The sequence below is a fragment of the Tenacibaculum sp. genome, from assembly GCF_048269885.1.
Lineage (GTDB): Bacteria > Bacteroidota > Bacteroidia > Flavobacteriales > Flavobacteriaceae > Polaribacter.
This window is the reverse complement of the sequence record NZ_JBLWTZ010000002.1, coordinates 297,620-311,453: the sequence shown is the minus strand read 5'-3', so window position 1 is coordinate 311,453 and position 13,834 is coordinate 297,620. Positions and strand designations below refer to the sequence as shown.

The following is a 13,834-nucleotide window of genomic DNA, read 5'->3' as shown; positions in this document are numbered from 1 at the left end:
AACTTCATAAAATAATTTTGTATAAAACTATAGGCTTTCATTTTTTTAAATTAATACTATTTTATCTAAGAGTATGCAAATATTAAGTAGTTTAAGGGTAGATTCTATCGCAAGATTTTAAAAAACGTACATTTAGCTATGGAACAAATTGTACAAATTAATAATCAGTTTATAGAAAGCAATACATCTTTTCAAGAGTTAATAAATGAACTTAAAAAAGCATTTTCGGACAACAAGGTACAAGTACCTTTAAGGCACCATCATGATTTTACAAATCCAAAAGCAACTCAAGACTCAACCTTACTTTTAATGCCTGCTTGGAACCCAGGAAAAACAGCAGGAATAAAAATAGTTACCGTTAGTCCAGAGAATCATCAATTTAACTTACCAGCTATTCATGGAACATATATTTTGTTAAATTCTGTAAACGGAACTATTAAAGCAATTTTAGATGCTAAAAGCTTAACAGCAAAAAGAACCGCGGCTGCTTCTGCTTTAGCATCTTCTTTTTTATCAAGAAAGAACGCAGATTCATTATTAATGATAGGTACAGGAGCTTTAGCTACTAATTTAATAAAAGCACATTGTACAGTTAGACCAATAAAAAAGGTATATGTTTGGGGAAGAAACTATGAAAAAGCGAAAAAAATAGCAAAGCAGTGTAATAGTAATATTGTAAAAGTAGTACCAGTAGAGACAATAGAAGAAAAAATAAAGGAAGTAGCTATTATATCTTCAGCAACATTATCTAAAATGCCATTAATTAATGGTGATTTATTACAAAAAGGGCAACATATAGATCTTGTAGGAGCTTACAAAAAAGATATGAGAGAAGCTGACAACTCAGCTATACTTAAATCAACAGTTTTTGTGGATACTTTTCAAGGAGGGCTTAAAGAGAGTGGAGATATTGTAATTCCATTAAACCAAGGGGTAATAGAAGAAAAAGATATTAAAGCAGATTTATTTAGGCTGTGTGCTAATAACATTTTAGCTAGGACATCAGAAGAAGAAATTACACTTTTTAAATCAGTAGGTCATGCTTTAGAAGATTTAATAGCGGCAAATTATTATTATAAACAATACATATAATGCATATGAGTAAAACATATAAAAATATTATACAAAAAACAACATTTACTATACCCAAAGATTGGATACAGATAGAAACCATCGACATGCATACTGGAGGAGAACCGTTACGAGTAATAATAAAAGGATTTCCAGATTTAGAAGGGAAATCAGTTTTAGATTATAGACGATTTTGTAAAGAAAATTATGATCATTTACGAACAGCTTTAATGTTTGAACCAAGAGGACATGCAGATATGTATGGATGTATTTTATTACCTCCAAATGATGATGAAGGAGATTTTGGTATTATTTTTTTGCATAATGAAGGGTACTCAACTATGTGTGGTCATGCCATTATTGCAATCTCTACTCTTGCAATACACATGAAATGGATAGAGGTTGTAGAAGGAGAGAATATATTGAAAATAGATGCCCCTTGCGGTAGAATTGTTTCTTATACAGAGGTGAAAAACAATGAAGTAATAGGTGTAAAATTTCATTGTGTACCTAGTTTTGTTGTTGGCTTAGATCGTACAGTAAATGTAAAAGGGCTAGGAGAAGTTACATATGATTTAGCTTATGGTGGAGCTTTTTATGCATATGTAGACATGTGTAAAAATAACTTTGATTTTAATTTATCTGCAAAAAACTATAGAAGTTTAATAAACGCAGGAATGGCTATTAAAAATGAAGTAATGTTGCAAGACCAAGAAATTTTACATCCTTTTGAGGATGATTTAAGCTTTTTATACGGAACTATATTTATTGATAACACTAAACAGGTGTCCGGTAATGATAGTAAAAATGTATGCATTTTTGCAGAAGGAGAAGTAGATAGATGCCCTACAGGATCAGGTGTTTCAGGGCGAATGGCAATTCACAAAGCAAGAAAAGAAATAGATTTTAATCAAGTAATGAGTATTGAAAGTATTACAGGTTCTACTTTTAAAGGTTCTGTAATTTCCGAAGAAAATTATGGAGCATTTAAAGCTGTAATTCCTCAAGTTGAGGGAACCGCATATATAACAGCCGTACAAACTTTTATAATAGATCCAAAAGATCCAATGAAAAAAGGATTTATACTTCGATAAACCCCAAAATATTAATTAATTTTTGTGCATTTTTTAGCTAGCCAAATATTTTCTTCTTTAGTTAAGAGAGGAGAAAGTGTTTGGTAAACTTTGCTATGGTAAGCATTTAACCAGTTTTTTTCATTAATAGTAAGTAAGTTTGCATTAATTAATGTGGTATCAATATAGCATAGTGTTAGTGGTTCAAATTCTAAAAAAATGCCAAAACTAGAAGTCTTTTGTATTTTTGAAAGAACTATATTTTCTATCCTAATACCGAATTCTCCAGAAATATATAATCCTGGTTCAATAGTTGTTAGTTGGTTTTCAAAATGTGAACTTGTACCTCTTTCAGTTACTGTAGTGCTAGCAAATCCTTGGTCTGGTTCGTGTACCATACCAAAACTACCAATACCATGTCCTGTTCCATGTGGGTAATCTAATCCATTTTTCCATAATGGAGCTCTAGCAAAAGCATCTAATTGTACTCCTGTTGTTCCTCTAGGAAAAACAAGTTGTTCAAGTCCAATATAACCTTTTAGAACAGCTGTGTATGCTGTTGTTATTTTTTTACAAGGTGTGCCTCCAAGCCAAATAGTTCTGGTGATATCAGTAGTTCCATCTTCATATTGGGCACCACTATCTAATAATAAAATATTTTCATTTTTTACAAGTAAACAATTGTCTTTAGTAGCAGTGTAGTGAATGATGGCTCCATTTTTTTTATAGCCTACAATTGTAGCAAATGACTCACCTTTATATAAATCTTGTTGTTGCCTAAAATAATTAAGTTTTTGTCCTATTTCATATTCAGAAACAACATTTTTACAGAGTTTTTTTTCAAGCCAAATGAAAAACTTAGTTAAAGCAACTCCATCTTTAATCATACACCTTTTAGAACCTTCAATCTCAGTAATATTTTTAACTGATTTAAGAGTTTTAGCATAAGATTTTTCAGAAATAAGAATTCCTTTTAAATTAACAAAAGACTCATAATTTAAAGTAGAAAAGTCAACTATGGTTTTTTTATTATAAGTTATTTCAGATAGATAAGTTATGACTTCATCATAGTTTTTTATAAAAACATTATTAGCGTCAAAATCAGTAATAACTGGGGGTGTAAATCTCTTTTTATCACAAAAAAAATAAATATCTTGTTTACCTATAAGAGCATAAGCTATAACCAAAGGGGTGAAGTCAACATCACTAGAACGAATGTTAAATAACCAGGCAATCTCATCTAATGATGAGAAGAAATAAAAGTCTACATTTTTATCTTTTAACCTTTCCTGAATTTTTCTAATTTTTGATAAAGTTGAAGCTCCACTGTATTTAATTGAATGATGGTAAATAGGTGTATTAGGTAAACTAGGCCTGTTTATCCAAATATTTTTTGCAAAATTAGGTTGATTTTTAAGTTGTATGTGATGTTAAATAATTTATTTGTGATATGGAAAACAACCTAAAGTCTAAGCCAATACAAGTTTCTGTATCCAATAAACTACATAACCAAGCTACATGTTCTGGAGCAAGAGGAATAGACTGTTTATGTAGTTGTACTTCAGAAGTGTTGCACTCTTCTTCAAACTGTAAAAAATATCTAGAATCAGTCCATAAAGCAGCTCTATCTTTTGTGACAATTAGAGTTCCTGCAGACCCTGTAAAACCAGAAAAGTATTCACGAAGTTTCCAATGATCAGCTACATATTCCGATTGATGAGGGTCAGTTGATGGAATTATAAAAGCATCAATCTTTTGAATAGACATGAAATCACGCAAAGCTTTTAATCTTTCATTAACCATAATAGCTTTTTTAAGAAAAACGTTCAATGTTAAACGGTTTTATATCTAAACTTGTTTTTTTATCATTGATAATTTCAGAAACTAATTTACCCGTAGCAGGACCTAAACTCCATCCCATCATAGCGTGTCCAGCTGCTACAGTTACATTTTTAACCTTTGATAGTCTGCCGATGTAAGGTAAACCATCAGGAGAACAAGGTCGTAAGCCAGTTTCAACCTTGTTTATTTCTTCTTGATTGATGTTCAAATTGTTATAATAACTTTTACTCGCAGTAACTATGGCATGTACTCTTTTTTTGTTGACTTTGGTATTAATACCAGCAATTTCCATCATACCTCCAAAACGTGTAAATCCATTCATAGGAGTAACCGCAACTTTGGCTTCTGTTAAAATAGCAGGAATTGTAATGCCAGTATTATTTGTTACATTGATTCGATATCCTTTACCTGCTTGGACAGGAATATTAATTCCAAGTTTTTTAGCTAGTTTTTGGGTCCAAGATCCGGTGGTTAAAATAAATTCATCTGCTACAAAAGTATTGTTTCCTGTGCTAATTGATATTACTTTACCATCAGAAATATGAAAGTCTAAAACGGCTTCATTAGACAAAAAAGTAACATCATTTTGTTCTAAATATAGTTTCATTTGTTTCATATATTCATTTGGAGTCATATGAGCATCAGAATGGTAATATACCGCCCCTTTAATATTCAATTGAATATTAGGCTCTAATTTTTGAGCGTCTTCTGGAGTTAAATGCTCCACTTTTAATCCTTCTTTAATCCCAAGTTTTCCAACATTCCATTCCTCTTCTCCCATTTTATCAGTTTTGTAATACATCATCAATCCTTTATGCTGATAATGGAAATCAAAATCTTTCGAAGTCTTTATTTCCTCATATAATTCTTTGCTAAATAAATTAATGTTTTTAATAACAGGAATTGAAGCAGCTACTTTTTTATGAGTTGCTGATTGCTTAAAAAACCAAGCCCATTGTAAAAAGTCATAATCTAAACGAGGTTTAATAGACAACGGACTGGTAGAACTAAGCATCCACTTAAGTCCTTTTGTAATCATTCCAGGAGCAGCCAAAGAAACGATATGACTGGGAGTAATGATTCCTGCATTAACAAACGAAGCTCCTGAAGAAAAATCAGATTTTTCAATTACAGTTACTTTGTGTCCTTCTTTTTGAAGGTAATATGCGGTAGATAAACCTATAATTCCTCCGCCAATAACTATGCAATGTTTCAATGAGTTAATTGTTTAATGAGTTAGTGATATAATGAAATAGTGAAATAATGAGTTAGCGATTAATTGGCTTTTGCATTTTTCCGAGCTTTTGAAACAATTTTGGCTATTTCTAAAGATTCTGCCATTAAAGGTTTTAATTTTTCTTCTGGAGCTAATTTTGTGTCTTTTAATAATTCTAACCAAAACAATGTTTCGTCTGCTTCTTCAGATACGATAGACATTTTTGCAAAAAACTCTTTTTGAGAACGAGCAATACAAGCAGCTCTGTAATTTGCAGCTGTTGAAGTTACTGAACGAATTAATTGTTTTCCTATAATTCTTGTTGGATCAGTTTTTTGAATTTGATTGTATAGTAAAATGATTTTCACTGCTAATTGTTTAGTCCTGTTTTTAATACTTTCAATAAACTCCAATTTAGTATTCATAGCTCTTTTAGTTACTAATTTACTAATTTAATGATTTAATGAATGAAATAATGATATAATGATATAATGATATAATGGTTTAATGGAATAATGCGTTAATCTTTTATTTATTCATTATATCATTATATCATTATTTCATTCATTATTTCATTCACTGAGCTATTGAATTAAATTACTTGAAAAGCATGTGCATACGGATCATCTTCATCATCGATCATAATGTTGTTATACCCATATACTTTCGCCCATCCTTGAATACTCGGAATAATAGCTTGTTTACCATCTAAAGTAGTTTCTTTTTCTACTCTACCAATAAATTTACTTCCAATAAAACTTTCATGAATAAATTCTTCACCGAGTTGCAACTTTCCTTTAGCATATAGCTGCGCTAAACGAGCAGAGGTTCCTGTACCACATGGACTTCTGTCAATCGCTTTATCACCATAAAAAACAGCATTTCTTCCCGATGAGGTTGGGTCAATTGGATTTCCTGTCCATAACATATGAGTTACATCTCTGATTGTATCATTTTCTGGATGGATAAACATATTAGGGTATTTTTTATTAATACGGTCTCTAATAACCTGAGAGTATTGAATAATTGTAGAAGCAGTAAAATCGTGAACTCCTGAAAAGTTTTTTTGAGGATCTACAATTGCATAATAATTTCCTCCATAGGCAACATCAAAAGTAATGTTTCCTAATTCAGGACAGTCTATAGTAAGTCCTTCTGCGGCCAAATAACTTTTTACATTGGTTAGTCGAACCCAATCTACTTTTTTACCAGTTTGTTGGTATTCGATTTCAACCAATCCAGCAGGAGCTTCCATTTTAATCTTCCCAGGTATTTTAGGGTTCACTAAGCCTTCTTCAATAGCTATAGTAATTGTTCCAATGGTTCCATGACCACACATAGGTAAACATCCAGAAGTTTCGATAAATAAAATAGCAAAATCATTGTCTGGGTTATGAGGAGGAAATAAAATGGAACCGCTCATCATATCATGACCACGAGGTTCAAACATTAAACCTTTACGAATCCAATCATATTCTTTAAGGAAGTGTTGGCGTTTTTCGCTCATGTTATTGCCTATTAAATTAGGCCCTCCACCAGCAACTACCCTAACGGGGTTACCACAAGTATGTGCATCAACACAAAAAAAAGTTTTTTTCATCTTAAATTGAATCGCCAGCTTGTATTCTGTTGTAGAAAAAACCCTTCAAATTTTTCTATTTGGAAAGACGAAGCTGGCTTTATTTCAATTTCTTTAGATGCCCCAAAAGTAAGGTTTTGGAATCAGATATTTTCTAAAGAAATTATTAAAATTTGTTATATTATTTGTTCTTTTGTTAGTGTACCGTTAATAGAACGTAAAATTAGTAAGGGGTTTTCGTTTTTTAGTGCTTCCGGTAATATCTTGTTGGGCCAATCTTGATAACTAAAAGGACGTACCCAACGTTTAATAGAGTTAATTCCTACTGCTGTGAATCGACTGTCTGTAGATGCAGGATAGGGACCTCCATGAACCATTGAAGGGCACACTTCTACGCCAGTAGGAACACCGTTAAAAATAATTCTTCCAACTCGGTTCTGTAAGGCAGCAATTACAGTTGGGTAGTTTGCTACTTCGTCGTCATCAGAAATAACAGTTCCAGTAAGTTGTCCTTCTAAATTTGAAATTATTTCTTCTAACTGTTTCTCGTTTTCACACTGTACTACCATAGAATAAGGACCAAATACTTCTTGGTGTAAAGTTGGATTGTCTAAAAATGTGTTTCCTTCAACTGTTGTAACTACTTGAGATGCATAGTTGGCTTGTGTTTCTTCTTTATGGTTGGCAACTACAGTTAAGCCTGCTTGAGCAATCGCTTTGGTTTTGTTATGCTTATATGCTCCAATAATGTTAGGATGTAGCATACAAGTTGGAATGATTTCCACAATTTTTTTAGCTAAAGAGCTAATAAAACTATCCAAACCATCACTTTTTATTCCTAAGATTAACCCGGGATTTGTACAAAATTGCCCCGTACCCAACGTAATAGAATTAGCATAAGTAGTTGCTAAGTTTTCGGCTCTATTTTGCAATGCTTTAGGAAGCATAACAACTGGGTTAATACTTCCCATTTCAGCAAATACAGGGATTGGCTCTTCTCGTTTGGCAGCCAAATCTAACAAAGCTCTACCGCCTCGGATGCTCCCTGTAAAGCCAACAGCTTTTACCTTTGGATGTGCCACTAATTGCTGCCCTACTTCAATACCACTCGAATTTAAGTTAGAAAAAACACCATTCGGCATTCCTGTTTTTTCTGCGGCATTAATAATAGCCGAAGCTATAAGTTCACCTGTACCTGCATGCATTGGATGCGACTTAACTATTACAGGGCAACCAGCAGCTAAAGCTGCTGCGGTATCTCCACCCGCTGTAGAATAAGCAAGAGGGAAATTACTAGCACCAAAAACGACTACGGGACCTAAAGGGATATTCATTTTTCGTAAATCGGACTTAGGGTTTGGTTCTCTATCTGGAACAGCAGTATCAATAGTAGCCTCTACCCATGAGCCTTCTTCCACTAAATCAGCGAAAGAGCGTAATTGAAAGACAGTTCTTCCTCGTTCTCCTTTTGCTCGCCCTTCTGGCAAACCAGATTCAGCACAATACGTTTGTATCAATTCATTATCTAAGGCTAAAATTTCATCAGCAATAGCATTTAAAAATTCAGCTTTTCTTTTACCAGAAATAGTCTGGTACTCTTTAAACGCAATTGCCGCTAAATCGACAGCATCATTAATTTCTTTTGGAGTCGCTTCAGTAAAAATAGATTTATTTTCCTGATTAGATTCAGGATTGAATGTTTTGTACGTCTTATGGCCTGAGGCAACTAATTGGTTTCCTATGTGGTTTTTTCCTGTAATCATGTTCAAAGAATTAATGAATTAATGAGTAAATGAATTAATGAGTAAATGAGTAAATGATGAAGCTTTAAATTGCAAACGATTTATAATCAGGTAATGTAGGTCTGTTTTTTAAGCCAGTTTCTATTACATTTAAAACATGTTTACGTTCTTCACCTATTAAAGGTAATCGAGGAGCTCGCACATTTTCAGTACCAATACCTGTCGCTACTTCTGCTAGTTTTATGTTTTGTACTAATTTAGGGTTTATATCTAACTCTAACAACGGTAAAAACCAACGATAAATTTCTAAAGCTTCTTGTATGCGTCCAGCTTTTTGTAGTTCATAAATAGCGACGGTTTCTTTAGGAAAAGCACAAACCAACCCTGCAATCCATCCATCAGCTCCCATTAATAGACTTTCTAAAGCTAGTGTATCAACACCTGTCATTATTTTTAAACGATCTCCAAAACGATTTTTAATTCTAGTTACGTTAGAAATATCCCTAGTAGATTCTTTTACAGCTTCGATGTTGTTGCATTTTAATAATTCGTCAAACATATCTAGTGTAACTTCAATTTTATAGTCTACAGGGTTGTTATATACCATAATTGGAAGCGATGTATTAGTTGCAACCGCTTTGAAATACTCAACAGTTTCTCTATCTCCAGACTTATAGCGCATAGGAGGGAGCATCATTAATCCCTTAGCACCATCTTCTTCCGCTTTTTGAGCGGCTTCGATGGCTCCCTTAGTCGTTTGTTCAGCTATGTTTATTAATACCGGAACTTGGTTATTAACCAATTGAACCGTAGTTTTTGTAAGTGTTCTTTTTTCGTCATCAGACAATGTACTGGCCTCTCCTAAAGTGCCACCTAATACGATTCCATGCACACCAGCATCAAGCTGCGCTTTTATGTTTACTTCAAACATTGGTAAGTCTAAAGTATCATTATTTGTAAATTTTGTTGTCACCGCTGGCATTACACCCTTCCAATTTATACTCATCGTAATATTGTTTTTTTATTGCAAAGTTATGTGTAAGGAACAGAGAGTTTTAGTTTCAAATTATCTTAAGATAATACTATATTACCCTGTTGTGTATTTTTGTATGTATTTATTAATAGTATTTGCATATTTTTGATTGAGAGTAGTAATTTTATTCATGAAAGTTTTACCTTTTAAAATACCAAAAACTCAAAATATTGGATTAATTTATCAAGAAGATAAAGAACAATATTTTTATGATAAGTTTCACCAGCATGAAGAAATACAGTTGTGTATAATAGTGAAGGGCGAAGGGACATTGGTTGTTGGTGATACAATTAATAAATATGCATCAGGAGATGTTTTAGTGATAGGAAGTAACTTACCACATGTTTTTAAAAGTGATGCTTCTGTTATTAAAGAATCTTTTATGATTTCGCTTTTTTTTACAAAAGATTCGTTTGGAAAGAGTTTTTTCTTGCTGGATGATTTTAAAGAGTTAACTCCTTTTTTTGAGAAAACGACTACAGGGGTTAAACTTCTTGAGAATAGAGAAACAGTGATGAACCTTTTATTACCGTTACAGAAATCAACGAATCTCGATCGGTTTATAGGGCTACTTAAAGTGTTAAAAATATTAGTAAATTCAAAAACAACTGAATTGGCTAACTTCATTTATCCAAAGAAGTATACCGATAACGAGGGGAAGAGAATGCGTAATGTAATGGATTTTACAATGAATAACTTTGATAAAAATATAGACTTATACGAAATTGCTGAAAAGGCAAACATGACTCCTAATGCTTTTTGTAGGTATTTTAAGCAGCGTACAAATAAGACATATTTTACTTTTTTAAATGAGTTACGAATAGAAAATGCCTGTAAATTATTAGTTTCAGATAAAAGTCAACCAATTAGTTCTATAGCCTACAGATGTGGTTTTAATAATTTATCTAATTTTAATAGGAAGTTTAAAGAAGTAAAAAATGTAAGTCCCTCTACGTTTAAGAAAAATAATTGATCTTAAATGCTTTATTTAAGTTAAAACTCGCCTTATTTTTAAAATTTAACATAAAATATAATATCTCTTAACTATATTTGGAGTTCTTTTACTATTAACAAAATTTATGGGGGGAAGAATTGCTACTATTACTTTTTTATTTTTATGCGTAATCTATAGAGTTTCAGGACAAGAAACATTACCTATTTACGCCGATTATTTATCAGACAATGTTTATTTATTGCACCCAGCAGCTGCTGGTATAGGAGATTGTGGAAAAATAAGATTAACCGCACGCCAACAATGGTTAGGAGTAGACGATGCTCCTGCTTTGCAAACAGCAAGTTTTCATGCAAAATTAGGAGAATACTCTAATACAGGACTTGGAGTAATTCTTTTTAATGATAAGAATGGATATCATTCACAAAAGGGCGTTCAAGGTACCTATGCTTATCATATAGATATGGGGAATGAAAACCTTTTTAACCAACTATCTTTTGGATTGTCTTTTTCTGTGGTTCAGAATGAAAGAGATCAAAGAACTTTTGTAAATGATCCTACAGTAAGTCAGGTTATAGAAAGTGATTTTTATTTTAATGCCGATTTTGGGATGGCATATCATAAAAATGGATTGTCATCTTATCTTACTGTAAAAAACATTTTTTTATCAGCAAAGAATAATTTAAATCCAGATTTTGAATCATACAATCTTAGAAATTATATTCTGGGCGGAGGGTATTTTTTTGGAGACAGGGAAAAGTTACAATTTGAGCCCTCATTAATGTTTCAATATAAAGAACAAACTGAAGAAAAAATAGCGGATATAAATTTCAAAGTATACAAAACGCTAAATGCAACTCAGTTATGGGCTGCCTTATCTTACAGAAGGAGCTTTGGAGGCAATGTTTTTGGAGATTCTCAATATATAACACCTATAATAGGGGTTAATTATAAAAAGTGGATGTTTTCATATACCTATACACAACAAACAGGAGATGTAGTATTTTCTAACGGAGGTTTTCATCAATTATCATTAGGAATCAACTTATTCTGTATTAAAAGAAGAGCTGCTGCCTGTCCTAATATCAATGGAAGTTTTACGTATTAAAAATCCAAGAAGCTTATTGTGCTATTTGTATAGTTTTTCAACATAGATTTTAAAACATCAGCCTCTTTGTTAATATAAAATGTATTTTTGGAAATTTTATTATTGTTGTTCAGTAAATTTTGTTGTAGTAAAACATTTTTTACCTGTCTGGCTACAGCCTCACCAGAATCGATAATTGTTACATTTTTACCCGTAATTTTTTGTATTTGAGGTAATAAATAAGGGTAATGAGTACACCCTAAAACAATATAGTCACATTTTTTATCTAGCATCGGCGTTAGGTACTTTTTTAGTAAAAAAGTCATCTTATCAGAATAGATATTGCCATTTTCTATAAGTTCAACTAATCCTTCTCCTACTTGTTCAATAATGTTAATTTGATCGTTTAAGCTCGAGGTTGTTTTTTCAAACAAAGCACTATTTAGCGTACCTTTAGTAGCTAATATGCCAATAGTACCCGTTTGGGTTTGTAAGGAAGCAGGTTTTATCGCAGGCTCTATACCTATAAAAGGTATTTTATAATTAGACCTTAGGTATTCAATCGCATTCGTAGTAGCTGTATTACAAGCAACAACTATAATTTTGGCCCCTTTCTCAATTAAAAATTCGGTGTTTTTAATTGATAAATTAACTATTTCTTGTGTTGATTTTTGACCGTAAGGAGCATTCTTACTATCAGATAAATAAATAGTATCTTCTTGTGGGAGTAGTTGATGGATTTCTTTCCAAATAGACGTACCACCAATACCAGAATCAAAAATACCAATTGGTTGTTGTGTAATCGTTTTCATACGTATAACAAAAATAAAAATCCTGCTGTTTAAACAGCAGGATTTTTATATAAATATATTGTGATTTATTAGAATCCTAATTTAGCTCTAACCGCATCGTAAATATCTTCTCCTTTGTCGTAAACGATCAAACCTTTACCAGGAGCAGCATCTAAAACATAAATAATTCCTTTTTCAGCAGCTACAGCTTTAATTGCATCTTCAGCTTTCTTTAAAATAGGAATAGTTTTTTCTTGGTATTTTTTTTGCATTTCCTTACCCGCAGTTTGTTCTGCCTGGCTAATTCTCAATCTTTCTTGTTGAACTTCAACAGCTCTTTTTTGGTTAACTTCTTGTGTTTGACTTTTACCTTCAGCTTCGTATTTCTTCATCTTAGCCTCTAGTTTCTTATACATAGTTTCAATGTCGTCACGGTATGTTTTATTAAGCTTTTCTAATTCTGCTTTCATAGCTTTGGTAGCAGGCATTTCAGCTAATAATTTATCAGTGTTAATATGTGCAGTTTTTTGTGCATTCGCCACACCACCTAATCCAATCGTAAAAATTGCAACTAATAATAACGTTTTTAAATGTTTCATCTTTGTTTAATTTAATTAATGTTATTTTATTCTTGATTTATTTGTTCTCTTTTGTTTCTTCTTCTTTTTTCTTTCTTGCTTCTTCCTGAGCTTTTAACAACGCTTTTCTCTTCTCTTGCAAAAGCTTTCTTTTGTTCGCTCTTTCTTCTAAACGTTGTTTTCTTTTTTCTTCAATTTGCTTAATTTTAGCAAGCCTATCAGCTTCTTTTTTCTTTTTTAAATCTTCTCTTTTAGCTAATTTTTCTTTTTGTTCATCACTTAAATCATCATTTTTAAGTAAGGCTTTTTTAGCTTCTATTTTATCTTTTTTAGCTTGTCTTTTTTGATCAATGTTAATCATTTGAACAATAAGGTCGCTAATATCGTGTTTTTTGTTGGAATATAGCATAACTAAATCGCTAGATTTGTCAAAAACAAAGTCGTACTTTTTTCTAGAAGCAATAGTCTGTACAGCGTTGTATACTTGGTCTTGCACGGGTTTAACCAATTGCTTTCTTAAGTTGTACATATCGCCATTTGGGCCAAAATATAAAGACTCTAATCTTCGTAAAGATTCTTGCTTTATGCTAATGTCTTCTTCACGCTCTTCGATTAAATCTTTAGTTAAAATGGCTTTCTCATTTGTTAAATCAGTTTTTAAAACTTCAATAGCACGAGCCTCTTTGTCTAATCTAGTTTTCCATTTTTCAACTTTTGCATCGAGAGAGTTTTGTGCTTCTAAGTATGCAGGGATACTTTGAAGAATATACTCCATGTCAATATAAGCTATGCGTTGATTTTTTTGGGCAACGGTTATACTTGCTATAAGTAAAAGAACGATTGATAAAATATTTTTTTTCATCTTGTATA

14 protein-coding genes are annotated in these 13,834 nt (G+C 32.1%); 4 read left to right on the top strand and 10 right to left on the bottom strand.

All coding sequences use genetic code 11. From position 1 onward, the window contains the following. Positions 1-138: 138 nt before the first annotated feature. Both ACN0WY_RS02770 and ACN0WY_RS02765 read left to right on the top strand, forming a co-directional pair. The gene (locus ACN0WY_RS02770) at positions 139-1,092 is read left to right on the top strand and encodes an ornithine cyclodeaminase family protein (RefSeq protein WP_417799476.1); all 954 of its coding nucleotides are present in this window, start codon (positions 139-141) and stop codon (positions 1,090-1,092) included. Positions 1,093-1,097: 5 nt separating this feature from the next. Next, the gene (locus ACN0WY_RS02765) at positions 1,098-2,165 is read left to right on the top strand and encodes a proline racemase family protein (protein ID WP_417799475.1); all 1,068 of its coding nucleotides are present in this window, start codon (positions 1,098-1,100) and stop codon (positions 2,163-2,165) included. Between the two features lie 11 nt (positions 2,166-2,176). Here the strand turns inward: ACN0WY_RS02765 and ACN0WY_RS02760 are convergent, their stop codons facing one another. The 7 genes from ACN0WY_RS02760 to ACN0WY_RS02730 all read right to left on the bottom strand — a co-directional run bounded on the left by ACN0WY_RS02760 (position 2,177) and on the right by ACN0WY_RS02730 (position 9,529). Next, entirely contained in the window at positions 2,177-3,526 is a 1,350-nt protein-coding gene (locus ACN0WY_RS02760) for an aminopeptidase family protein P (RefSeq protein WP_417799481.1), read from the bottom strand. Positions 3,527-3,557: 31 nt separating this feature from the next. Then, positions 3,558-3,947, bottom strand: coding sequence for an aminopeptidase P family N-terminal domain-containing protein (locus tag ACN0WY_RS02755; RefSeq protein ID WP_417799474.1), 390 nt, complete (start codon positions 3,945-3,947; stop codon positions 3,558-3,560). Between the two features lie 10 nt (positions 3,948-3,957). Then, a complete protein-coding gene (locus ACN0WY_RS02750) occupies positions 3,958-5,202 on the bottom strand; it encodes an NAD(P)/FAD-dependent oxidoreductase (RefSeq protein WP_417799473.1) in 1,245 nt (414 codons plus the stop codon). 59 nt (positions 5,203-5,261) lie between these two features. Beyond that, the gene (locus ACN0WY_RS02745) at positions 5,262-5,627 is read right to left on the bottom strand and encodes a four helix bundle protein (protein ID WP_417799472.1); all 366 of its coding nucleotides are present in this window, start codon (positions 5,625-5,627) and stop codon (positions 5,262-5,264) included. A gap of 167 nt (positions 5,628-5,794) precedes the next feature. After that, entirely contained in the window at positions 5,795-6,802 is a 1,008-nt protein-coding gene (locus tag ACN0WY_RS02740) for a 4-hydroxyproline epimerase (protein ID WP_417799471.1), read from the bottom strand. A gap of 155 nt (positions 6,803-6,957) precedes the next feature. Further along, on the bottom strand, positions 6,958-8,544 hold the full coding sequence (locus ACN0WY_RS02735; protein WP_417799470.1) for an aldehyde dehydrogenase (NADP(+)): 1,587 nt from the start codon (positions 8,542-8,544) through the stop codon (positions 6,958-6,960). A gap of 64 nt (positions 8,545-8,608) precedes the next feature. Beyond that, entirely contained in the window at positions 8,609-9,529 is a 921-nt protein-coding gene (locus tag ACN0WY_RS02730; RefSeq protein ID WP_417799469.1) for a dihydrodipicolinate synthase family protein, read from the bottom strand. 157 nt (positions 9,530-9,686) lie between these two features. Between ACN0WY_RS02730 and ACN0WY_RS02725 the strand changes: the two genes are divergently transcribed. Beyond that, positions 9,687-10,529, top strand: coding sequence for an AraC family transcriptional regulator (locus ACN0WY_RS02725; RefSeq protein ID WP_417799468.1), 843 nt, complete (start codon positions 9,687-9,689; stop codon positions 10,527-10,529). 106 nt (positions 10,530-10,635) lie between these two features. Then, on the top strand, positions 10,636-11,616 hold the full coding sequence (locus ACN0WY_RS02720; protein ID WP_330487634.1) for a type IX secretion system membrane protein PorP/SprF: 981 nt from the start codon (positions 10,636-10,638) through the stop codon (positions 11,614-11,616). Here ACN0WY_RS02720 and murI read toward each other — a convergent pair. From murI to ACN0WY_RS02705, 3 genes are all read right to left on the bottom strand, one after another. Then, positions 11,613-12,407 (bottom strand): glutamate racemase, encoded by a 795-nt coding sequence (gene murI, locus ACN0WY_RS02715; protein ID WP_330487633.1) that lies wholly within the window; start codon positions 12,405-12,407, stop codon positions 11,613-11,615. The two genes, ACN0WY_RS02720 and murI, sit on opposite strands and share 4 nt — an antisense overlap. Positions 12,408-12,475: 68 nt before the next feature. Continuing rightward, positions 12,476-12,985 (bottom strand): OmpH family outer membrane protein, encoded by a 510-nt coding sequence (locus ACN0WY_RS02710; protein ID WP_330487632.1) that lies wholly within the window; start codon positions 12,983-12,985, stop codon positions 12,476-12,478. Positions 12,986-13,022: 37 nt separating this feature from the next. After that, complete coding sequence (locus ACN0WY_RS02705) at positions 13,023-13,826, bottom strand: OmpH family outer membrane protein (RefSeq protein ID WP_330487631.1); 804 nt, start codon at positions 13,824-13,826, stop codon at positions 13,023-13,025. Positions 13,827-13,834 lie beyond the last annotated feature (8 nt).

Coding starts and splice junctions, on each gene's coding strand:
- ACN0WY_RS02725 (WP_417799468.1), top strand. CDS start 9,687: ATGAAAGTTTTACCTTTTAAAATACCAAAAACTCAAAATATTGGATTA.
- ACN0WY_RS02730 (WP_417799469.1), bottom strand. CDS start 9,529: ATGAGTATAAATTGGAAGGGTGTAATGCCAGCGGTGACAACAAAATTT.
- ACN0WY_RS02720 (WP_330487634.1), top strand. CDS start 10,636: ATGGGGGGAAGAATTGCTACTATTACTTTTTTATTTTTATGCGTAATC.
- ACN0WY_RS02765 (WP_417799475.1), top strand. CDS start 1,098: ATGAGTAAAACATATAAAAATATTATACAAAAAACAACATTTACTATA.
- murI (WP_330487633.1), bottom strand. CDS start 12,407: ATGAAAACGATTACACAACAACCAATTGGTATTTTTGATTCTGGTATT.
- ACN0WY_RS02705 (WP_330487631.1), bottom strand. CDS start 13,826: ATGAAAAAAAATATTTTATCAATCGTTCTTTTACTTATAGCAAGTATA.
- ACN0WY_RS02755 (WP_417799474.1), bottom strand. CDS start 3,947: ATGGTTAATGAAAGATTAAAAGCTTTGCGTGATTTCATGTCTATTCAA.
- ACN0WY_RS02740 (WP_417799471.1), bottom strand. CDS start 6,802: ATGAAAAAAACTTTTTTTTGTGTTGATGCACATACTTGTGGTAACCCC.
- ACN0WY_RS02770 (WP_417799476.1), top strand. CDS start 139: ATGGAACAAATTGTACAAATTAATAATCAGTTTATAGAAAGCAATACA.
- ACN0WY_RS02745 (WP_417799472.1), bottom strand. CDS start 5,627: ATGAATACTAAATTGGAGTTTATTGAAAGTATTAAAAACAGGACTAAA.
- ACN0WY_RS02710 (WP_330487632.1), bottom strand. CDS start 12,985: ATGAAACATTTAAAAACGTTATTATTAGTTGCAATTTTTACGATTGGA.
- ACN0WY_RS02735 (WP_417799470.1), bottom strand. CDS start 8,544: ATGATTACAGGAAAAAACCACATAGGAAACCAATTAGTTGCCTCAGGC.